This is a genomic window from Flagellimonas halotolerans (assembly GCF_035818535.1).
Taxonomy (GTDB): domain Bacteria; phylum Bacteroidota; class Bacteroidia; order Flavobacteriales; family Flavobacteriaceae; genus Flagellimonas; species Flagellimonas halotolerans.
Genome location: NZ_JAYKYV010000006.1, coordinates 102030 through 124327, shown reverse-complemented (window position 1 = coordinate 124327; position 22298 = coordinate 102030). Strand labels below are relative to the sequence as shown.

Annotated in this window: 23 protein-coding genes; 10 read left to right on the top strand and 13 right to left on the bottom strand. The window is 46.0% G+C overall.

Annotation, left to right across the window (positions count from 1 at the left end; genetic code table 11):
- Positions 1 to 22: 22 nt before the first annotated feature.
- From VM932_RS09060 to VM932_RS09005, 12 genes are all read right to left on the bottom strand, one after another.
- A complete protein-coding gene (locus VM932_RS09060; RefSeq protein ID WP_326278515.1) occupies positions 23 to 1618 on the bottom strand; it encodes a type IV secretory system conjugative DNA transfer family protein in 1596 nt (531 codons plus the stop codon).
- Between the two features lie 11 nt (positions 1619 to 1629).
- Complete coding sequence (gene mobB, locus VM932_RS09055; protein WP_326278514.1) at positions 1630 to 2649, bottom strand: MobB family relaxase; 1020 nt, start codon at positions 2647 to 2649, stop codon at positions 1630 to 1632.
- Between the two features lie 2 nt (positions 2650 to 2651).
- Complete coding sequence (locus VM932_RS09050; protein ID WP_326278513.1) at positions 2652 to 3239, bottom strand: BfmA/BtgA family mobilization protein; 588 nt, start codon at positions 3237 to 3239, stop codon at positions 2652 to 2654.
- A 514-nt stretch (positions 3240 to 3753) separates the two neighbouring features.
- Positions 3754 to 3933: a hypothetical protein gene (locus tag VM932_RS09045; protein ID WP_326278512.1), complete on the bottom strand. Its 180-nt coding sequence runs from the start codon at positions 3931 to 3933 to the stop codon at positions 3754 to 3756.
- Positions 3934 to 4239: 306 nt separating this feature from the next.
- Entirely contained in the window at positions 4240 to 4461 is a 222-nt protein-coding gene (locus VM932_RS09040) for a hypothetical protein (protein WP_067036197.1), read from the bottom strand.
- A 150-nt stretch (positions 4462 to 4611) separates the two neighbouring features.
- On the bottom strand, positions 4612 to 5061 hold the full coding sequence (locus VM932_RS09035) for a JAB domain-containing protein (protein WP_119618872.1): 450 nt from the start codon (positions 5059 to 5061) through the stop codon (positions 4612 to 4614).
- A gap of 63 nt (positions 5062 to 5124) precedes the next feature.
- Positions 5125 to 5478 carry a single-stranded DNA-binding protein gene (locus VM932_RS09030; protein ID WP_036385938.1) on the bottom strand — a complete coding sequence of 118 codons (354 nt, stop codon included), beginning with the start codon at positions 5476 to 5478 and terminating at the stop codon, positions 5125 to 5127.
- Positions 5479 to 6360: 882 nt separating this feature from the next.
- Positions 6361 to 8316 (bottom strand): heavy metal translocating P-type ATPase, encoded by a 1956-nt coding sequence (locus VM932_RS09025; protein WP_067036191.1) that lies wholly within the window; start codon positions 8314 to 8316, stop codon positions 6361 to 6363.
- Positions 8317 to 8358: 42 nt separating this feature from the next.
- Positions 8359 to 8775, bottom strand: a complete 417-nt coding sequence (locus VM932_RS09020) for a Fur family transcriptional regulator (RefSeq protein ID WP_067036187.1) — start codon at positions 8773 to 8775, stop codon at positions 8359 to 8361.
- Positions 8776 to 8790: 15 nt separating this feature from the next.
- The gene (locus tag VM932_RS09015; protein ID WP_136565955.1) at positions 8791 to 9990 is read right to left on the bottom strand and encodes an efflux RND transporter periplasmic adaptor subunit; all 1200 of its coding nucleotides are present in this window, start codon (positions 9988 to 9990) and stop codon (positions 8791 to 8793) included.
- A 4-nt stretch (positions 9991 to 9994) separates the two neighbouring features.
- On the bottom strand, positions 9995 to 14368 hold the full coding sequence (locus VM932_RS09010) for a CusA/CzcA family heavy metal efflux RND transporter (RefSeq protein WP_326278508.1): 4374 nt from the start codon (positions 14366 to 14368) through the stop codon (positions 9995 to 9997).
- Positions 14369 to 14491: 123 nt separating this feature from the next.
- Positions 14492 to 14800, bottom strand: coding sequence for a DUF6660 family protein (locus tag VM932_RS09005; RefSeq protein ID WP_067036178.1), 309 nt, complete (start codon positions 14798 to 14800; stop codon positions 14492 to 14494).
- 621 nt (positions 14801 to 15421) lie between these two features.
- On the opposite strand from VM932_RS09005, the gene VM932_RS09000 reads away from it, so the two are divergent.
- From VM932_RS09000 to VM932_RS08955, 10 genes are all read left to right on the top strand, one after another.
- Positions 15422 to 15793: an ArsR/SmtB family transcription factor gene (locus VM932_RS09000; protein ID WP_090294748.1), complete on the top strand. Its 372-nt coding sequence runs from the start codon at positions 15422 to 15424 to the stop codon at positions 15791 to 15793.
- 1 nt (position 15794) lies between these two features.
- The gene (gene merTP / locus VM932_RS08995) at positions 15795 to 16397 is read left to right on the top strand and encodes a mercuric transport protein MerTP (RefSeq protein WP_072882310.1); all 603 of its coding nucleotides are present in this window, start codon (positions 15795 to 15797) and stop codon (positions 16395 to 16397) included.
- Position 16398: 1 nt separating this feature from the next.
- Positions 16399 to 16605, top strand: coding sequence for a GDCCVxC domain-containing (seleno)protein (locus tag VM932_RS08990; protein ID WP_072882309.1), 207 nt, complete (start codon positions 16399 to 16401; stop codon positions 16603 to 16605).
- 58 nt (positions 16606 to 16663) lie between these two features.
- Complete coding sequence (locus tag VM932_RS08985; protein ID WP_072882308.1) at positions 16664 to 17026, top strand: metal-sensing transcriptional repressor; 363 nt, start codon at positions 16664 to 16666, stop codon at positions 17024 to 17026.
- Positions 17027 to 17183: 157 nt separating this feature from the next.
- Positions 17184 to 17456 carry a glutaredoxin gene (locus VM932_RS08980; protein WP_225604888.1) on the top strand — a complete coding sequence of 91 codons (273 nt, stop codon included), beginning with the start codon at positions 17184 to 17186 and terminating at the stop codon, positions 17454 to 17456.
- Positions 17457 to 17469: 13 nt separating this feature from the next.
- Positions 17470 to 18327 carry a hypothetical protein gene (locus tag VM932_RS08975; protein WP_225604889.1) on the top strand — a complete coding sequence of 286 codons (858 nt, stop codon included), beginning with the start codon at positions 17470 to 17472 and terminating at the stop codon, positions 18325 to 18327.
- Positions 18328 to 18355: 28 nt separating this feature from the next.
- Entirely contained in the window at positions 18356 to 18841 is a 486-nt protein-coding gene (locus tag VM932_RS08970) for a heavy-metal-associated domain-containing protein (protein WP_067036158.1), read from the top strand.
- 5 nt (positions 18842 to 18846) lie between these two features.
- The gene (locus tag VM932_RS08965) at positions 18847 to 19188 is read left to right on the top strand and encodes a hypothetical protein (RefSeq protein ID WP_326278498.1); all 342 of its coding nucleotides are present in this window, start codon (positions 18847 to 18849) and stop codon (positions 19186 to 19188) included.
- Positions 19178 to 19999 (top strand): NHL repeat-containing protein, encoded by an 822-nt coding sequence (locus tag VM932_RS08960; protein ID WP_326278497.1) that lies wholly within the window; start codon positions 19178 to 19180, stop codon positions 19997 to 19999. The genes VM932_RS08965 and VM932_RS08960 overlap by 11 nt, the downstream gene beginning before the upstream one ends.
- A 444-nt stretch (positions 20000 to 20443) precedes the next feature.
- Positions 20444 to 21397 (top strand): DUF4382 domain-containing protein, encoded by a 954-nt coding sequence (locus VM932_RS08955; RefSeq protein ID WP_072882303.1) that lies wholly within the window; start codon positions 20444 to 20446, stop codon positions 21395 to 21397.
- 62 nt (positions 21398 to 21459) lie between these two features.
- On the opposite strand, the gene VM932_RS08950 is transcribed toward VM932_RS08955, so the two are convergent.
- Positions 21460 to 22266, bottom strand: a complete 807-nt coding sequence (locus VM932_RS08950; protein ID WP_326278495.1) for a membrane metalloprotease — start codon at positions 22264 to 22266, stop codon at positions 21460 to 21462.
- Positions 22267 to 22298 lie beyond the last annotated feature (32 nt).

Here is a 22298-nt window from a genome sequence, read left to right as displayed (position 1 = left end):
ATAGTATTCTGTTCTCAGACCACTACTTATCAGGTTCAAATATCGACCTGACCTCCCGATGCACCTTTAAGTAATGCTGCTCCAAATCCCCTTCCTTGATTTCAAGGGGCTTGGGTAGGCCCCGCTCAATCACTGGCCTTGGAAACCGTACCTTTCGGTCCTTCCCATCCGCAAAGACCACAAACTCCCCCTGCTTCAAGCGGAAGAACACCTCGGCCCTGCGTTTGGATACCTCCTTCTCCCCTTCCGTAATGCGCCGTTCCAAGTTCAGTCCCGAACTCTTGCTCACGCTCCGTGTAGGCATCTTGACCAGTTCAAAGAAGCGCTCATAATACCTTGCCGTATCCGGGTCATTCACCTTTCCAAAGAATTGATAAGACAGATTCGAGAGAATCGCCTTGCTCGCCTTCTCCCCGTACATCATATCATTTTGGATCTTGTCCTGCAACACGTACACACTCACAATATCATAACTCCGAAGTGTGGCCGGTATGCGGTGCATATTCAATAACCGCAAGGTGGATGCCTCCTCTAACAGCATAAAGGAAGGTTTCCGATGGCGTTGGCTCATCTGTTTGGAAATCGTATGGATAATCGTGGCGATCACTGGGGAAAGGGAAGCATCCTTTTGGGGGTTATTCACTAAGGCAATGACGGAAGGGTGGTCTTCATTATTGATATCCAAGGAAATCTCATCTGCGGAGAGCACCATGAAGATCTTCCGAGTACTTATCTTTTTGAACCCATTGGCCAGGGTACTGAGCACCCCTGCCGTTTGCCGTTCCGATCCAATCCCACTGATAAAGGCATCCGCCATGGCCCGCGAAGTAATGTTCCCTTTTAAAAACTTGATCAGGCTCTTGGTCGCCAATTGTTGGAAAACGGCCATCAGATGGGGCAAGGTGCAATAGTGTGGATAGTCGATCTTCAACCGCCATATCAACCCACTGATCAAACCCTCTGCTGCATCCTTAAAGAAACGAGAAGTACTGTTCTCATCGGAGTCTCTATGTTCCATCAAATTCTCCAAAAGCACCCTTGATACCTCATGAACACTCTCCTCATCGGGCAGGTATCTTGGGGCAATGGGATTGACCCGATTATAAATGGGTCCAAAGGAAACAATCTTAAAGGGTATCTCTTCACCATTCCACAAGGGACAGGCCATTTCGGTTATCTCAAAATCCTTGTAATCGTGGATGACCCCGGAGAAATGCTCCTTTTGAAAATGCTTTAAAAAATTATAGATGACACTCTCGGTCTTACCGCTTCCTGCAGAAGCCATCACGGAGACCCCCCTTCGGATGTTTCCTAAAACCAAAGGCCTCCCCTTTACCCTCATTTTCACCTCAAAAACCTTTGAGGGTTTCTGATTGTCCTTGTAGTAATCCACCAGACCATAGATCACGACATGGACAAAGAACAGCGGCAACCAAAGGGTCAATGATCCCTTTATAAAACCATCCCATCCTCCTACTAAACCATTGGCCATGGCCAAAAGAACAATTCCCAAAACCCAAATTACAAACCCATATTTGAGAAATCGATTTACCACAACCGAGATTCCGCCCCCGACCACCATACCAGATACTATTCCGATCCATCCTAAATTTTCCATATCTAAATTATTTATATTCCTATGGATCCTGATTCCAGAGCTTTTCCGATACCCTTTTTGAGTTGCATCAGGGTCTTATACGCCAACTGAGCTTGGTTCGTGGGAATGCTCGGCACCTTGATACCGGCCTTGAACAACAATTGTTTGGCGGCCTGTTTCTCGTTGGAAGGAAGCCCTAAAAGGGCCGCAAAGAACTGCTTGGGATTTTTATCCAACAAGTTTCGGGCGTGATAGGTCTCCACAAAGTTCCTTCGGTACCCGAATTGTTTGTCAAAGCTCTTCTCCGCCGCCCGATAGAACTTGTCCCGGTCAAACCCCTGTTTGACCTTATCCCCATTAAGGATGGTCTCCGAGGTACGGAACTTAGATCCTGGGGAGAGGCTATGGGAATTAGTTATGTCCTTTCGGCTCACGATGATATGGATATGGCTCTGATGGCCTTCTTTGGCCATGCCTGAAACGATGCGTTTCCCGTTCAGTTTATGGGGTGCCTCCATTTCCAGAGCCTTGATTTTCTCCTGAAGTTTGGCCATGTCCCCTTGCTCCCTACCCTCTTTGATGGCCCTGATCTGGTGTTGCAGTTCCAAGATCTTGCTGGCATAGGCTTGGTTCTCCTTGACCTTCTTATCCTTTTCGGAATAGGCACGTTCCCTTTCCAGTTTCGCGAAATACAACACATCCTTTACGGTAACCTCTTTGTCCCTATAAAAGGAAGCCGCATAGGTTTTCATGAGTTCCCGGGTGTACTGCTTCAGTTTTTCAGGGTCATTCCCGATATGGTTGAGCTCCGCTTGGGATGGACTGACCATGATGGAATAGAACTTGGGATCCCGTTTCGAAAGTTTGGCCGTATTGGCATCGATCTCGGCAATGACCCTTTGGGCATCGATATCATTTTCCGTTTGGTTGAAAAAAAACTCTTGTTCTTCGGGGGCCTTACCTTCGTTCTCCTTTTCGAGATACTTGACAAAATCACTGGCACTGCCGTGATAGTTATCTCCCAAGTGTTGTCTTGTGATGGCGATGTACATGCTTATAGATTTTTGAGTTTGGTGCGGTACTGTTCAATGGCCCCGGGTTTGAGGTCCACTTTGAGGTGGTCCTTTCCAAAGCGGTTCTTGGTCACGGACACATGATCCAGAACATGCGCAAAATCCTCCTTCAGTTCCACCAATTGCTCTTTTAGTCTTTCATGCACGATTTTGGGAACCGTGGTCTCCTTATCCAAGAGTTCAGGGTTGGAGGGGGTATTGATCTCGGTCAACTGCTTTTCAAAAAATTCAAAGTCCCCTTCCCATTCGTCCCCCTCTTCGGGGTCCAGTTCCTGTTGAAAGAGGGCCTGCATCATACTGACCGTGGGTAGGGTCTGCTCCTTTTCGATGCTTCGCATGATGGCCACCATGGCATTGAAGCGCCGCTTTATGAACAATTTCATACTGACGATGGTCTCCCCAAAATGTTGGTCCGGGGAAATCCCATGTCGTTCAAAAAAGTCCATCATGGCCAACAAGGTCAGGGATTGTGATTTCCCGAACGTTTTGGAAAACCGCCTAAATTTCTTGGCCACGGAAACTTTGACCTTCATGGCCGCAAACGGTTCTTTTTCGTATCCTTTATCCATTTTTTCACCAAAAAATCCTTGTTTTTATTGGCCTCGGGCCGCTTTTTCACCAAAAAGCTCAATACCCGAAATCTTCAAGATTTCCCGAAACCCCATAAACAGGGGGCTTGCGGAGCAATCATGATCGGTAGCGCTGTGCAAGCACGCTATCCTCTTGCTCCTCCTTTTTGTGCAGCGGCCCAAAAAAGCATCGCACAACAGGATCCGATCCCCAATAGCCATTGGGGTTATCGGAGCCAGTGGCCCAGGTCCTAAAAAGTCAAATCGAATCGTACGGCTTTCGGAAAGTCAAATGAATCTGCCGAGGCAGATAAGTAGCAAGCCATACAAAAGGTGTTGCGGTGCAACATCTTAAATATACCTAGATTTCATTAGGCACAAAAATGCGTTCTGCGGGCAAATGGCATCATTTGCCCGCAACATTAAGGGAATTTGTAGTTGGGGAGTCCCCGAACGTCGAACAGGGCCACGGAACGACAAAAAAAAAGGCCCTTTTTCAAGAGCCTTGTTCCGGTCAATCTTTCGATGGCACGGTGTCGGTCTGTTCCCTGTAATATTCATACCGGAATATCCAGAGGTTGATCACTAGGGAGTACGTTTTGTCCACTGTGGCATCAGTGCTCTTTTTGACGACACTATGTTTTGGGTGTTTCTTTGCTGGAATCTCCAACGACTTTTTTACAATTGCTTTCATAATACATGATTTTAAATTATCGATTATTTGAGGGCATCCCCGCACTTCCCAAAAATTTCAGCTCAAAAGGAAACGGAATAAGGAGTGAGGTACGAACGGTTTATGCCGTAGTCTTTTGATGGGAACATTTTTGAAGGGCTAACTTGCGGTCAAATAAGGGATAGGTATTCTTTGGGGTTGCCCAATACTTTGCAAACAAGAATTTCCCAAATTGGTTTTTGGGTGTTCGACCCACCTAAAAACCAACCATGAACCCATAAAAAAAGCCCATCGTGATGGATGGGCTTGGATGGTGGGTTTAAGGGTTCACATATTGAATACGAAATCATAATGGTATAGGTTTCGCAAAGCTTCCCTTCGACTCCGCTCAGGGCAGGCATCTTCCAAGAGGATATCATAGTCCTTATCGTGGGTTTCTGCAAATTGGCGCAATTCTGTCCCGGAACGGCTTTCCACATCTTCTTTGGATACGGAAAGCAAACGTTCCTGGGTCTCGCTATCAAGGTTGGTAAAGTTCAAATAGACCATTATTCAAAACTTTGATAGTTCATTGCTCACAGATCATATAGGCTTGGATCGAACCCATCGGGGTAATACCTTGGGTCATATTGTTCTTCCAACCATTTTTCAAATTCCGTCATTTCTGTATTCGCTGTATTCGCTTCCATGACCATTGGATTAAAGAATTCCATTATCAGCAAAACTGTAATACCTACCATCAGGCGCAAGGATGATATGGTCCAAAACCTTGACATCAAAAAGCTGTGCCGCCTCTTTGATCTTTTGGGTCAATTGTTTATCCTGATAACTGGCCTTGAGTTGTCCAGAAGGATGGTTATGGGCGAGGATGATCCCCACGGAAAGGGTCTTTAGGGTAATGGCAAAAAGGATGCGCAGATCTACCAAGGTACCTGTGATGCCCCCATGGGATAGTGGATAAATGCCCTTTACCTTGTTGGACTGGTTGAGCAGCACGATCTTAAAGGTCTCGTGCAGGCCTATGGTCTTGTTGTCCCAATTTTGGAACAATAGATTCGCCACCTCATTGGAGTTCGTCACGGACAGGGATTTCAGCGTGCTGAGTTTTTCCCGATAACTGATCTGTATTTCATTGACACGGTGTTCCATTTCAAATGTGTTAAGGATGAAAAAAGAAAGGGATGCCCAAAGACTGGACACCCCCTATCCATTTTACTCGGTGGTATTGTTATCACCACCACCCAACAATAAAATCTCACTGGCCACTACTTCGGTCACATACTTCTTATTTCCCTCTTTGTCCTCATAGGAACGGGAGGTCAATTTCCCTTCGATGGCAACTTCCTTGCCCTTGGTCACGAAGCCCTCGATGATGTCGGCCAGTTTCCCCCATGCGATGATGGTGTGCCATTCGGTATTGGTCACCCGTTCCCCTTCGGAGTTCTTGTAGTGTTCATTGGTGGCCATGGTGAAGCGTGCCACACGTTTGCCTTTGTCAAGGTCTGTAATGGTAGGGTCTTGCCCCACGTTTCCAATAAGTTGCACTTTGTTTCTCAATGTACTCATGATAAAAAGTTTTAAAGGCCTGCCGTCTTCCAGTACGGATAAATCAGCAAACAGGGTTAAAAATTCCCCCTCTTTTATTGGTCATTGTTTCCCAAATTTTAAGGGGCGTTTGTTTGCTTCTTACGTGCGTAGCACCATAAAAGAAGGGGGTTCTGTCAAGGCTTTTGGACAGAAATCGGGAGGCTCCGCGACGTAGTAAAATCCAAGGATTTTCAAGGAAGTGGAAACCCTATTTATGGACAAAACCTGCCTTGGCCTTGACAGGTTCGATGAGGGCCCTAGGAATTCCATCCGACCCATTGGCAAGGGAGCGTACGGGAAGTTAAGCGACTGCAGGCGATGGTGTCCTGATTGGAAGTCCTTGGGCCCTGCCCTGTTTTTCGATGCCCCGAAAAACAATCAGGGCTTCTTTTATTACGGGACCCTTAAAATTTGATGGGCGGACAAGCGGATTTGCGGCCTTTCCCGGCAAAGCCCCAAGAAGGGTTTGCTAAGGAAGGGCGCACCAAAGATCCGTTTGGACGGCTTCCGTTTTGACCAAATGAAGTTTCATCAAACATTACGACAATAAGGGAACAAACGTATTGGAGTTACCCTACGACCGGATTATTTTTCATCTACAGTGATAAGCATTTCGTAATTGTTCGGATACGGTTTTTTATGCCCGGAAGCTTTCATATTGTCTCATAAGTCCTGTCGCCGTTTCTCGAAGAATCAGACCCCTAACCTTCCTGAAGTCCCCTCCAATACACGGACAGTTGTTTGGGTGACACAACCTGCGAAGCCTCTCATGTACAATTTTATTGAAGGTCTTGGCGAACCATGGGGCTGCCAACAACGGCTGAAATATAAGTTAGCCCAAAAAATGGTTCCTCTTTGAAACTAAGTGTTCCACTTCATCCGCTGAAGTCGAACAGCATTCAATATTGCCAATAAGGCAACCCCCACATCAGCAAAAACTGCTTCCCACATCGTGGCTAGGCCTCCCGCTCCAAGGATGAGCACAAATGCCTTCACGCCAAAAGCGAGCCCAATATTTTGCCAAACTATCTTTCGGGTGGAGCGTCCTATTTTAATGGCTCGTGCCATCTTGCTCGGTTGGTCGGTCTGAATGATGACATCTGCTGTTTCAATGGCCACATCACTACCCAAGCCTCCCATGGCAATGCCCACATCGCTGATGGCCAGAACGGGCGCATCATTAATGCCATCGCCCATAAAGGCCACTTTGGTGTCTGATTGTTTTTTGAGTTCTTCGACTTCGCCGAGCTTATCTTCTGGCAACAGGCCGCCCTTTGCCCAATCAAAGTTCAACTTTTTCGAGACTTGTTGCGTTATGGAATCTTTGTCACCCGAAAGCATTATGATTTTCGAAATCCCGGCATCCCTGATTTGTTGGATGGCTTGATGGGCATCTTCCTTGAGTTCATCTGCAATGGTAACATAGCCTGCAAATTTTTCATCAATGGCCAACATTACAATAGAATCTACAATATCATCGGTTTCTGAAGGTACATCAATGTTGTTTGAGGCCATTAGGGCTTTATTGCCCACCAGCACTGTTTTCCCATTGACCGTTCCCCTTAATCCCTTTCCTGCAACTTCCGATACATCGGTTGCCTTTATATCCGTGCCTTCGGCTTTGTATTCCAAAATTGCTTTTGCTATGGGATGGGTAGATTGTTCCTCCATGGCCATCAGGTATTTCATAAACTTGGCTTCCTCAAATTGCGCGGTCTTGATCTCCTTGATTTTAAAAACCCCTTTGGTAACGGTTCCCGTTTTGTCCATCACTACCGTGTTCACTTTGGTGATTGCTTCCAAAAAAGATGCACCTTTGAAAAGAATCCCATTTCGGGATGCCGCTCCCAGACCACCAAAATAGCCGAGCGGAATGGAAATGACCAAGGCACAGGGACAGGAAACGACAAGGAATATTAAAGCGCGATAAAGCCAATCCTTAAATACATAGTCATTTAGAAAAAAGTAGGGCAAGAACGTTAATCCAATGGCAAGGAAAACTACAATGGGCGTATAAATTCTTGCAAATTTTCTGATGAACAGTTCTGTCTTTGATTTTCTGGCTGTAGCGTTTTGTACCATATCCAAGATTCGAGTGATGGAACTATCCTTGAATTCTTTGGAGGTTTCTACATCGATAACACCCTCGAGATTAATACTTCCGGCATAGACTTTTTCGTCTCTATTTATCGTATCGGGCTTACTTTCGCCAGTAATTGCCGCCGTATTGAGAGAAGCTCTTTCGGATAAGAGAATGCCGTCCAAGGGGATTTTCTCCCCCACACGTACTTGTATCCTTTCGCCAATCTCGACGGTTTGGGGATTTACGGTAACGAAATTCCCGTTACGAAGCACCAAAGCTTCGTCCGGTCGCGCATCCAAAAGGGCCTTAATATTTCCCTTTGCCCGATTGACTGCTGCATTTTGGAACAGTTCGCCCACGGCGTAAAACAACATTACGGCCACGCCCTCTGGGTATTCGCCTATGGCAAAGGCCCCTAGAGTGGCAATGGACATCAGGAAAAATTCAGTAAAGAAATCACCATGCTTTATACTGTTCCAACCTTCTCTGATGACAGGGAAACCAACAGGCAAATAGGCAAGGGTGTACCATATAATCCTTATCCAGCCCTTGAAAAACGGGAAAGCATCAAAATAGTCCACTGCAATGCCGATGATGAGCATTACAAAACTGAAAATGGCCGGTAAATAGGTCTTGAATTTAGATACACCTTCAGGACCACCATGGTTATGGCCACTTTCGCCCTGGCGTTCCTTTGAACCTAGATCACGTAGTTTTACTTTTTTCTTTTTCATAGACGGTAAGGTCGTAATTAGTTTCGTGCAACGGAAGTGCATTTATTGACCGCTGCATTTGTCGCAGATTCCCTTAATGACCAAATTGGCATTTTCTGCCACATACCCATCAGGTAGATTGATATGGGGAATCTTATGCTCAGTGAGACAGACCGTTTCATCACAGTTATCGCAATGAAAGTGCAGGTGCAGATCTTGTTCCATTTCACAATTGCAACCTGGTTCGCACAGGGCATACTTTGAAATATTGGTGCCATCATCTATTTGGTGCACAATGCGTTTTTCCTCAAAGGTCTTCAGGGTCCGGTACAATGTGGTTCTGTCCGCTTTTGAGAAAGCGTTCTCCATATCGGTCAGGGCAATGGCCACTTCCTTTTCAGCCAAATATTTATAGATCAAAATACGCATCGCCGTTGGGCGTACACCTTTGTTTTCCAATGTTTTTTCAATTTCTGTCATCATATTGTAATTTTATCAATGGCTATGTCCCGCATCCCCTTTTTTCATTTGGGCCATTAAATAGTAGGCATTGTTGTATGCAAATGTAGTATATGGCCCAACGGAATCTACAAAATCGATGGCGACCCAATCCCCGTCATTTGGGCCTGTGTTAATTTCGACAGGTTTGAAGCTCCAGTCATTGCCTTCACGCTCCGCTTTAAAAATATACTTCTTTCCTTCGTTTGAACTTATTGCACTTTCAGGCACCGCAACGGTCTCGGATTTTTGGATTTCAATCCGTCCTTCAACATACATCCCTGGAATCAGCTGCCCTTCCTTGTTCTCGATTTCAGCATGGACGTGTATCGCTTTGGGATTTTGCTCGAAAGTTTTCCCTACGGAATAAATTTTCGCAGTAAGTTCCTTTCCGGGAATGGATTGCACATTGAAGGATACTTGCTGGCCTACCTTTACTTTGTACACATCCTTTTCAAACACCATTAAATCGGCATGGACGTGATGGGTGTCAACGATTTCAAATAGGTCGGTCTGCGGTTCTACGTACTGTCCGGTTTTGACCGCTACTTTTTGGACAAATCCCTCAATGGGACTTCGCAATGCCACCCGTTGGTAAATCGTACCGTTTCTGACCCCGGATGCACTAATGTTCAATTGTTCCAACTGTGCTTCCAATCCTTTTGCCAGGCTTTGGGAGGCCCGGTATTCCGCTTCGGCCTTTTGAAAGTTGGCCCCGCTGCCCACCCCGGCATCATACAGGGTTTTTTGTCTTTCAAATTCCTTCTTAAGAAACTGGCTGTTACTGTAGGCGTTCAGGAAATCGGTCTGTTTCTGGATGATATTGGGGTGGGACAGATAGGCAACCGTTTGACCTTTGCTTACTTTGTCGCCTTCAATGACCTCTATGGACACCACATTGGCACCCACGACCGTAGTAATGGTCGCTTCGTTCTGTGGTGGGACCTCCAGTTGGCCATTGGCCTCCACATATTGCTTCATAACACGTGGGGCAACGGTATCGATTTTCATGTTAAGGTTGCGGAATTGCGTTTCCGTTAGCATGGCTTCCTTGACTTCACCTTCTTTGTGCATTTCACCCACTTCAGGATTTTTTTGCTTTGCTTCCTCAGTATCGGCTTTGGAATTCCCACAGGAAGTAAGAACCAAGAGCATCGTCACGAGCCCGATAACGCTATATTTAAAAAGATTGTTCATTTGTCTATTGTTTAAAATATTGTAATTCAAATACTGATTCTAGATAGTTGTCAAGAGCGTCAAGTGCATCCGTTTCCGTGTTTATGGCATCCCGAATAATCTGTGTGAACGCTGCATAGTCCACCGCACCCTCCGCGTAGGCCAACAACGCTCCCTTGCGCTGCTCTTGGGCAAGCGGCAAGGCCTTGTCCCTATAAAATTGCCACGATGCGCTCCATTTCCGATAGGCTTGCACCGCCTGCCGATATTCGGATTGCAGCTGGCGTTTGGTATAATCCGCATTGGTCTTTGCGATTTCACTTTCAATTTTGGCGGCCTTGGCTTGACTACGCTGTCCACCTGAAAACAAAGGAACCGAAATGCCGGCTTGATAGGTGTAGAACCCGCTATTGCCATTGACCTGTTGCAGTCCGCCCTGAAGGTTGAACTTAGGCAGCAAGTCAGCCCGTGCCGCATCGTATGTCGCCTCGGCCTCCTCGATGCGCCTTTGTGAAAGTTCCAGCGCTGGGTGTTTTCCCAAATCCCCGTCCCATCCTAAAACCGTTACCGCACTTTCATCAAGTTTTTCTGGAACGGAATAGTAGATGTCCGAAAACAACCAAAGATTGAGCTTTTGTAGGGCAATGGCATAATCACTTTCGGCCTGTTGCAGTTGATTGTTGATTTGTAAGGCCTGATTTGTGGCCGATGAATATTCCAGCCTGGAAATGGCCTCTACCTTGAAGTTGAGTTCTATTGCTTTTTTAAACTGTGAATAAATGGAATCCAGTTCACGGTACAGTTCAAATTTCTGTCGTTGTCGATAGGCTTCTGACCAAGCCTTTTTGACCTCCTGTTCCACTTGCAGTTCGGAAAGGTCAAGAGCTGTCTCGGCCAAAGCGATGCGTTGTCTCTGCAAACGCCTTTTTGCACGGATGCTTAAAAGGTCGATATTCTGTTGTCCAACCCCAACCAAGGTATAAATTCCTTGTCCGTCCACAATTTCTTCGCCACCTGTGAAGACCTGGGTATTGCCAAGGTCGTAAGCCATACCTTTTAGGGCGGTTTGTTTTTGGACCTCCCATTGTTTCGCTTTCAACAGCGGGTAGTTTTTCTTGGAAACTTCCACCGCCTCTTCCAATGAAATAGCGGGCAGTGAATCTTTAGGCTGGATCTGCCGTGCATTTTCAAAACCTTCTTGCGCATGCATTTTGGCAGGCAGTGCGGTGGCGAACAAAAGAAGGACCATGACCACAGGGGTAACCCATTTCGGGTCGGGTTTACTCATCCGTTCCGAACGTCCCTCGACCCATTGGTAAAAGATGGGTAGGATAAAGAGGGTCAAGAGGGTCGAAGTTATCAAGCCACCAATGACCACGGTGGCCAAAGGTCGCTGTACCTCTGCCCCGGCCGAAGCCGAAACGGCCATGGGAAGAAACCCTAAAATATCCGTAAAGGCCGTGAGCATAATGGGACGAATCCGTCTTTTGGTGCCTTCTATAATTCTACCTTTAAGATTGGTCACGCCTTCTTCCTTCAGTTCATTGAGACCACTTATCATGACGAGTCCGTTCAGAACGGCCACGCCAAAAAGCACGATAAAGCCGACCCCCGCGGAAATACTAAAGGGCATATCCCTTAACCAGAGGGCGAACACACCGCCAATGGTGGCCATCGGGATGGCGAGGTAGATCATCAAGGTCTGTGGAAAGGACTTTAGCGCAAAATAAATCAATATGAAAATCAGGAACAAGGCAATAGGGACCACAGTTTGCAATCTATTGCTGGCGCGTTCCAGATTTTCGAAAGCTCCACCATACCGAATGTAATATCCTGTGGGCAGGTCAAACTGAGCATCCAATTTTTCTTGGATATCCTCTACAACGGATTTTACGTCACGGTCGCGAATATTGATGCCCACATAGGTCCGCCTATTGGTATTGTCACGGCTTATCTGCATGGGGCCGGGTTCATAACTTACCTCGGCAATTTCCCGTAATGGGATTTGCGAACCATTGGGCAGGTTGATAAACAGGTTCTGGATGTCCTCGATGCCTTGGCGGTTTTCCTCTTGAAGCCTTACGACCAGGTCAAACCGTTTTTCACCCTCGAAGATTACGCCCGCCTTTCCTCCTGCAAAGGCGGCCTGTACCACTTTATTGAGCTGTTCGATCTTTAGACCGTACTGTGCCAATTTATTGCGGTTATAGTCAATGGTGATTTGTGGCAGGCCGTCCGTGGCCTCAACTTTCATATCTGCCACACCGGGAACGGTGGCAATGATTTCCCCCATTTCCTCGGCCTTGCTTGCCAATATGCCGAGGTCTTCCCCGAACAATTTAATGGCCACATCCTCACGAACACCCGTAAGCAATTCGTTGAAGCGCATTTCTATAGGTTGGGTAAACTCAAAATTCACACCGGGAACGATACTGATGGCCTCCTTCATTTTTTCCACCAATTCATCCTTGCTTTCTGCAGATGTCCATTCATCCCTTGGTTTGAGGATAACGAAGACATCGGCGATATCCATGGGCATCGGGTCCGTTGGTACATCGGCGACACCGATACGGCTGAGAACGGTTTCCGCTTCGGGAAATTCGGCCTTCACGATACGTTCAATCTTTGTCGTGGTTTCGATGGTTTCCGACAGGGAACTGCCGGGTTTCAAAATCGCGTGAAAGGCAATATCACCTTCGTCCAATTGCGGGATAAACTCACCGCCCATTCTCGTAAAGGCGAAAATGGCAATGGCAAAAAGGCCAAGGGCAATGCTTACGACCATTTTGGCCTTGGAAAGTGATTTGGTCAACAACGGTTCATATTTCTGCTCAATCCAATGCACGAACCTATCGCCATAGGATTGTTTTTTGGATTTTGGCGGCCGTAGGAACAATGCCGAAACCATGGGCACATAGGTAAGACACAATAGCATGGCCCCGATCATGGCGAAAATGAAGGTGAGGGCCATGGGCCGGAACATTTTCCCTTCGACGCCCTCCAAGGCCAAAATGGGCAGGAACACGATCAGAATGATCAGCTGGCCAAAGAAAGCGGCGTTCATCATTTTTTTGGAGGCCTTAGCGGCGATGTCATCCCGTGTTTCTGCACTAACGCCATTCTTTTTGACCACATAGGAGTACATTAAAAAAACGGTGCCCTCTACGATGATCACCGCACCATCCACAATGATTCCAAAATCGATTGCCCCCAAGCTCATCAAGTTTGCCCATACGTCAAAAACATTCATCAGAATAAAGGCAAACAATAGGGATAAGGGTATGGTCGAAGCCACAATGAGTCCGCCACGCCAATTTCCCAATAACAAGACCAACACGAAAATCACGATAAGCCCACCTTCCAAAAGGTTCCCCGTTACCGTGCCTGTTGTCTCGGCGATCAATTCGCTGCGGTCAAGGAAAGGTTTGATGGACACCCCTTCAGGAAGGGACCGTTGTATCTGTTCCACACGTCGGGTCACGTTCTCGATCACCTCGTTGGAATTTGCCCCTTTGAGCATCAAGATCATTCCGCCCACGGCTTCGCCCTTTCCATCTTTGGTAAGCGCACCATAGCGTACCGCACTTCCCATGCTTACCTTACCTATATCCTTCACTTTGATGGGAATGCCATTAACGGCCTTGACCACCATGTTTTCAATATCCGATATGGTTCTGGCCAGCCCTTCACCACGAATGAAGTTGGCTTGGTGGTTACGCTCGATGTAGGCCCCACCTGTATTCTGGTTGTTGTTTTCAAGGGCCGAGAACACTTCTGTAATGGTAATACCAATGGCGCGAAGTTCGTCCGGGTCAACCGCCACTTCGTATTGCTTTTTGTTTCCGCCAAAGGCGTTTACCTCGACCACGCCGGGTACCATGGCCATCTGTCTCCGTACAATCCAGTCCTGGATTGTACGCAGCTCGGTTGCCGAATATTCACCTTGATGTTCATCATCTACTTCAAGGGTATATTGATAGATTTCGCCCAATCCCGTTGAAATTGGACCCATAACGGGTTTGCCAAAGCCCGAAGGGATCTGTTCTTGAACCTCGGGCAGTTTTTCGGCTACAAGTTGTCTCGGCAGATAAGTGCCCACCTCGTCATCAAATACAATGGTCACTACAGAAAGACCAAATCGGGAAACAGAGCGGATTTCCTTGACATTGGGTAGGTTGCTCATCGCAACTTCCACGGGATAGGTTACAAATTGTTCTATATCCTCCGTTCCCAGGTTGGGTGATTGGGTAATGACCTGTACTTGATTATTGGTGATATCCGGTACGGCATCGATGGGAACTTGGGTCATGCTATAAACGCCCGCACCAATCAATGCGAGGGTCAGCAGACCTATAATAAATTTGTTATTGATTGAAAAATCAATGATTCTGTTGATCATATAAAATGTGTTTTAATTCAGTTGAACCAATGCAATAGGGTTGCAAGTATGAGGGAACAGGTCTTTGAAAAGTTCAAAGTCCATAAACCTCATAATCGGATATAGCTATCCTGTAAAACTGAATTAAACCTGTGGAGGTTGAAATAGTGGGTCGGTAAATTCCTTGCCCAATCCTTCAAAATGGGTGAAATCATCTTCAAGGTAAGTCTCTTGAAGCGGCTGGAATCGAGCTATACCAAAATCCACCGTGTGCACATGGCAGCAATGGCAGTGGCAAAATGGTGAGCATAGTTCACAATTCTCGCTGTGTTCACCATCAAATTGAACCAGATAAACACCTTGGGAGTCTTCTGTTACGTTACCCGCATCACTGCAAGGAACCACATTGAGTGCCAACACGTAGATGGATAATATGACGGTAAAAAATTTCACTTTGCAAAGATAACAGAACTTTGGTGCAACTGCATTGCAAAATCCGGAAAGGACCTATTGAAGATTTAGTGTGTGGAACCAAGAGCATTCCATTTCAAATTTCAAAGGATGATCAAATGGGGCAATCCGGACCATCCAAAATTCAAGACAGGAAATTTCCAATCCATACCGACCCCCAAAAGGCTATGGCTTTACCAGAGTACGTCCCAATCCCAATTCGTCTGGAAAAAATCAAAGTATCCAAGAACGCTCATGATAACCGAAAAAATAAATCACTGCTGGAACAAGCCACTACAACTGCCATGGATCACGAAACAAAGTACAGTTGGCAAGTGGAACAAGCAAACGTTCCTTGTAATGGACAGGTGTCCAACTGACCGTAATAAACGGTCTTAATCATAGTACAAAATGGTGGCCTAAAAGATTCAATTTATGTAGCGGGCAGTACTAAAGGCCACGTGGGATGTATAAAAGTCCTATTCAAAAGGGGGAAGTTGACCTGTAATGGGATGCTTCCTTGAAGGATAAGCCAGTCGTTCCATAAACCGGTCATAAAAAAACAATTTATTTAAGCATTTGCTTATATAATGATATAACCTTATCTTTAATAAAATTTTTATCATGGCCCTTGAAATAAGTTGCACCCGCGCTGAGGCAGACCAAAAGCAGTTGATGCGCTGTCGCGAGACACTACGGATGAGTTCGAATTCAATCAACACTATTGGTAAGGTACTGGCCCTAGCAGGAAATGAGACCAGATTGAAGATTCTTTTCCTGCTGAACAAGGAAGGTGAGCTCTGCCCTTGTGATTTTTCAGATATACTGGAAATGACCGTACCCGCAATTTCGCAGCATATCCGTAAGATGAAGGATGCTGGTCTAATTACCTCCAGACGGGAAGGCCAAACCTTGTATTACTCACTGGTAAAAGGCCAAAGCGAGGTGTTGGAAGGCATATTCAGCAGGCTTCAGGAAAACAAAAAAGTTGCATAGAATGAACATAGAAAGATCATCATATTCAGCAATGTTCACTGGAGTTTTTACAGCGATCACAGCCTCATTATGCTGCATCACACCTGTGCTTGCATTGATTGCGGGCACCAGCGGAATGGCATCTACCTTTGCATGGCTGGAAGCTTTCAGACCATTTTTTATAGGCCTGACCGTATTGGTACTTGGATTTGCCTGGTACCAGAAGCTAAAGTCAAAATCGCAGCAAGAAATTGATTGTGCCTGTGAAAATGATGTAAAACCTTCTTTTCTACAATCAAAAAGGTTCCTGCTGTTTGTTACCCTCTTTGCGGGACTGATGCTGGCATTTCCATATTTCTCAGGGCTTTTTTATGCCCAACCGACCAAGGAAATCATATATGTGCAGCAGGACAACATGGTAGATATAACCTTTACAGTGGAAGGAATGACCTGTTCCGGCTGCGAAAACCACATTGAGAGCGAGGTCAACAAATTGGACGGTATCGTTTCAGTAAAAGCAAGCTATGAAAAAAGCAATACTACAGTTAAATATGACCGTACCAAAGTTACGGAGCAACGAATCATAAAGGCCATCAACAATACGGGCTATAACGTTTCCGAATAATATGGATACAAAAATATTATCTACCATTACCTGTCCGAAATGTGGATACCAAGAAGAGGAAGAAATGCCAACCGATGCTTGCCAGTACTTTTATGAATGTAAAAACTGTCACGAAGTAATTCGACCTAAAGAAGGCGATTGCTGTGTTTTTTGTTCCTATGGCTCTGTCGCCTGTCCACCCATACAGAATAAATCTTCCTGTTGTTGACGAGAATAGTGGTAGACCAACCTTTTCACAACCATATATTGCAGATAAAATATAAATTATGATACCAAAAGATTTAAGCCAGGACATCAAAACGAGACTTCAAAGCATCAATGGACAGGTAAACGGTTTGGTCAGGTTATTGGACGAAAGTTCCGACCCCGAGAAGATTTTGGTACAGTTCAAAGCAGTGAAGAACGCCTTGGACAAGGCACATCACCTGCTCCTCGATGAGACCTATCGAAAGACCCTCGCCATCAAGATATCTGAGACTGTCGAGGCCTGTCCAGGAAATTGCGGCAATGAAGAACGTATCGAATTTATACGAAAGCAATTTCCAGATTTGGAATTGGACAGCCTAACGGAAAAGATGAAGGAGATAGATGCGCTCAAGGCCAAACTCGAAAACCACAAAAATGCTTGACCTCCCCATAATCACTACCGATTGGATGGCCCGCATGATGCGGGCTTTTTTTTGAAATCTTATTTGGAGACCACCCTACCCACCATTCTACCTTTGATGCATTGTTTGAATTCCATGTCGCGTACAGGAAATATTAAACTATTTAAAAAACAGAAACATGAAACGTCAAGTAGAAGTATTTACGGCCAATTGTCCGGTCTGTGACCCCGTGGTCAAAAAGATAAAGGAACTGGCCTGCGATACATGTGAGGTAACGACCTATGAGCTGGTCAGGCTATGTGAGGACAAGACCTGTCTTGATAAGTTGGAGAAATACTGCATCAAGAAAGTGCCTGCTGTGGTCGTGAACGGTGAGCTCTTGGAGTGCTGTAAGGATTCGGCCATTACCGAAATGGAATTGGTGGAAGCAGGAATTGGCAGTCATAATTGAAAAGTGTTTGCATATGATTTGTAGAATATTCCTGAACATTCGCTATGTCAAATTGATATTGCTATTGGCCATATCAGGATCGGTGATGGCCCAGGGCCACGGCCCCCTCTATGGGCTACAGACACCGACCCTTGCCAAAGGCGGGGTGGATTTGAACGTGGCCGGGATGAGCCTAGGCACAGAAACCGAAACCTCCTATATGTTGCGCTACCTATTTTCCTATGGCATTACAGAAGATCTACAGGTAAACCTTACCACGCCCACAATGATAGAACGGTTGGGTGAGACGCCAAGGACACGGGGCAATAGCAATATGCCCGCCAATGGGGATATCGAGGCTTCCCTTTGGTACCGTTTTTTCTCGAACGCCTTTGGTGTGGGAAAGCGGTTTGAGTCCACTGCCATCGTGGGTGTTTCCGCTCCTACCGATAATGTCAGGGGACAGGTCAATGTCGGCAACGCTATACATGCGGCCATTTCCACGGGCTATGCCTCACGCACTTGGTATGCATGGATCGGTGGCGGTTACCAATATTATTTTGAAAGAGATGACGAACGATTGGGCGACCTGCCCTATGCGAGTGCCGTTGTGGGGTACCGACCCAATATCTTTATGGGTGATTACCCAAAACCCGATTGGCGCATCTTTATCGAATCATTGGCCGAATTCCCTGGAGGCAATAAAATTGATGGACAACTGGATTTTAGCGATACGCGCAGTACAAAGGTTTTGGTGGGACCTTCTTTCCTAGGACTTTACGGTGCTTGGGGCATATCCTTTGGTGCGATGGTTCCAGTAGTACAGGATTTGACACCCGGTTCGGTAAAAGAAAGGTATCGGATTGCCGTAAATTTAAGTTATTGGTTGTAAACACAGTATAAATTAAAAAGCACATATAATGAAAAACATCAAAATGATGGCCCTGATCGGTATTCTTGGAATAGGCACGATAAGCGGCCAAATCGCCAGGGTTGACCAAGAAGTCTATGGAATGGACTGCGCGCCCTGTGCCTATGGATTGGAACGAGGGTTGAAAAAGATGGACGGGCTTCAGGAGGTTCGCGTCAGCCTGAACGATGGAAAAGCGTATTTGGGATTGGCCGAAAAAAATGACCTTACCTTACGTAGCATTCAGGAAGAGGTCAAAAAGAACGGTTTTTCGGCAAAGAAAGCCGAAGTGGTTCTAATGGGTAACGCAACGAAAGAGGATGGCCAATGGTACATCGAGACCGATAACGAACGGTTTGCGGTATCGCAGGATACATCTATCGAATTGGTTCAAAAATTGGCGGTGGGCAGGACAACGCTGAGTGGCACGGTACAGGATGAAGATGATGATAATCTCTCGGACCAATGGGAGATCATACTGTCCAAAATAGAATAGGCCTTATGAAAGTAATTCTCAAAATGGTATTGGGCACCAGCTTGGTAGCGGCCCTTCTTCCGGTAATGTGCTGTTTGGCCCCGACCTTGTTGTCGGTCGTGGCGGGACTGGGTTTCTTGGGCGGGAATTTTGAATGGGTGCATCCCGTGCAGCCCTATCTGACCACTATTTCGGCAGGAACGCTTGGGTTCGCCCATTTTAAAAACATCAAAAATGAAAGGAAATGTGGGAATGAAGGTCCTTGTCAAAACCATGGACAAAAGCACCACATTAATTCGTGGACGCTTTGGACCGTTACATTTCTGGTTTTAATACTTACGATAGTAAACTATGGATATGAATATTAGACCCGCACATATTATTCAGGTTGTTTTTTTACTGTCCCTTATGTCAAGTTGCGAGCAGCCCGAGAAACAATGGCAGTTCGAACGAAAGATCATGCTGCCCGAGGAAGCCCGACCCTTGGCTTTGGCCAAAGATGGTGATGCGATATGGTTTTCCGACCCTGATTATTTTAGGCTTTACAAGATCGACCGGGACGGAGAGCTGTTGGATTCGATTACTGGTATCCAGCGACCAATGAACATCCATACTGACAATGGCACCCTGTTTATTCCCGAATTTTTGACGGACACCATCTGGCAATATAGAGATGACAAAAGATGGCCTTTGAAACTATCCAAAAGACCACAGGCCCCATCAGGGGTTTCCATTTACGGAGATACAGTTCTTGTAGCCGATTTTTATAACCACCGAATCATCGTACAGACACCGAATGAATGCTTCACTATTGGCAGGCAGGGGCACAAAGATGGGGAGCTGTACTATCCGATAGATGTAAAGATGAAGGATAACAGGATATATGTGGCCGATGCGTACAACAGCAGAATACAGGTATTCGGGTTCAATGGAACACACCTAAAAACCATTGGTGGAAATGAAAAAATGAACGTCGCTTCCGGTATTGCAATGGGGGGAAGGGAATTCGCAATTACCGACCAAGAAAATGGCCGGGTGTTGATTTACAGCTTTGATGGATCATTGCGGCAAGTCTTGACCGAAAGCATCAAGTATCCAACGGATGTGCAATTCGACGGGGAATACCTATACAGTACGAATTTTAAGGAGAACGCAATTTTAATCTGGTCCAGAAAATAGTGAGGGACATTGTACAATTCACTTGTTCCTTAAAAAGTTCGCTTTACAAAACGACCATCCTTTAAACTGAGCGGGAAACCGATTAAGCCATTACTGAAAACAAGATTCCCAGAATCATGTTTTTGTCCCAAATTTCAAGGTTCACATTCCCGCTTGTTGTTTGAACAATCCAATCGAAAAACGTAAATGATCGAACCTTCATTGATTTAAAATTTCAGAACCAATGTTCTACGTATACAGACCAGGACACTTGACCTCTTTAATCAAAAAAATCCAATGTGTTTCTAAGTATGCCGTATCATCTGTGAGCCCTATCGTAGGGAGTCCGAACCATCATTCCATGTAGTCGGCATTGTATTGGGCCTGTTTGACCCAAGTAGGGTTTGACGTATGCCAATTGTTATATTACTGAAACAAATAATAAATCCTTAAATCTTAATTTTTATGAAGACCCTTTTGAAAAACTTGGGAATTATCTTTGGAACAATGCTTTTGATAGTATCCTGTAGTGACAACAATGAAAATGACAATGTAGAGAAGGAATCTTATCAAACAACCCTTAAAATGACCGATGCACCCATTGACAATGCGAACGTGGAAGCGGTGTTCATCACGGTCTCCGATGTAAAGGTGGACGGAAACTCCATTGAGGGGTTCTCCAAGACCACTTTTGACCTTTCGGCCTTGGTCAACGGCCAGACGAAGACCTTGGGCAATCTCCAAATGGAGGCAGGGACCTATTCCAACATTGAATTGGTCCTGGACTATGCCAATGACATGAACGGCAACAGTCCCGGATGTTATGTGGAAATGGCCGATGGGACCAAGGACAGGATAGAGGCCTCTTCCAATACTGTGGACATCACGGATTCCTTTGAGGTCTTTGCCACCAATACCAATGAGATCATCATCGATTTCGACCTGCGAAAGACCATAAAGGAAGAACAGGGGACCTTGGAATCAGACTTTGATTTCGTGACGCTTTCAGAGCTTTCCGCAGGTATTCGGACCGTAAACAAAGAAGCGACGGGAGAGATTTCGGGTACGGTCAACGATTCCCAAGATACTTCCGATAAAATTGTGGTGTATGCCTATGAAAAGGGCACATACAATGCCGAAGTGGAGACCCAGGGCCAGGGTGAGAGCAGTATCAGGTTCGCCAATGCCGTGACCAGTGCTGAAGTGGGCGGAATCAACAACTCCTATAGCCTTAACTTTTTGGCCGAAGGGGAGTATGAACTCATCTTTGCTTCCTATACCCAAGATGGTACTGAGTTTTATTTCAACTCACAATTGGAAGTGGAGTCCACCACAGGTCTCGACCTGGGGGCCATCAATATCACATCGGCCCTACAGTTGAGCGCCAATGTCACCGTGACCGGGACCGCTTCGCTATAGGCAATCCCATCGATTATAACAAGAAAAGCCCCAGAACGGGGCTTTTTTTATTGTCAAAGGTTTTATTTGCCACCATTGGCCTGTAAATCTGCCAAACAGGCGGCATCCAATCCTGGAATGGTGCCGCCACTGATCATATTGATGAGCCCCTCACCGGTTTCCGCTGTCCAATACATCAGACAATCCTCAGTGGTACAATGCTTTCCGTGTGTCTCATCCTGATGCGTACTTTGCAATGGGGTACCGGCATTTACCAATCCCAATAGATGTCCAAACTCATGGTCAAGGACCGTGGTCTCCAGAACCGCAGTGCTCGGGGCCAAGGGTTGTCCGCTAAATTCCCGGATGGTATCTGCAAAGATGACAAAGGAGGTGTTCCTGTAGGCTACCCCCAATACGGAACCGTTTTCCGTGTTCTCGGAATATTCCCCATCAATAAAAAGGCCAAAAACCTTTAGGATACCCTCTTGGTTATAGGCTGTACGTATATCATCCTCCAAGTTCCTGATATCCGTAATGGAATAAACGGCCTGCCCCGGGGATGAAATCTCTGTAAGCGCAATGGTAACCCCATCGGGTTTATGGAGCCGTTCCATCAAGAAGGACTCAAAATTGTCCAAGGTTGTTGCACTAGGCTTCAGACCTTCCACATAGAATATTTCAAGGTGCAGTGCTGGAAAACGGGAACCATCCAACAGATCTGCGGCCGAATCCCCGACGGACTTACGGTTCTGTGAAACATCCATTGTGTCGTTCAATCCATTTCCATCATCCGCTTGTCCAGAGTCGGCACTGCAGCCAAGACCCAAAATACCAAGCAATCCCATTAAACAAATGGAACAAAATCTTTTTCTTACCTGTAATTCCATATTTACCCAACGGCAGATAAAAAAGGATAGTA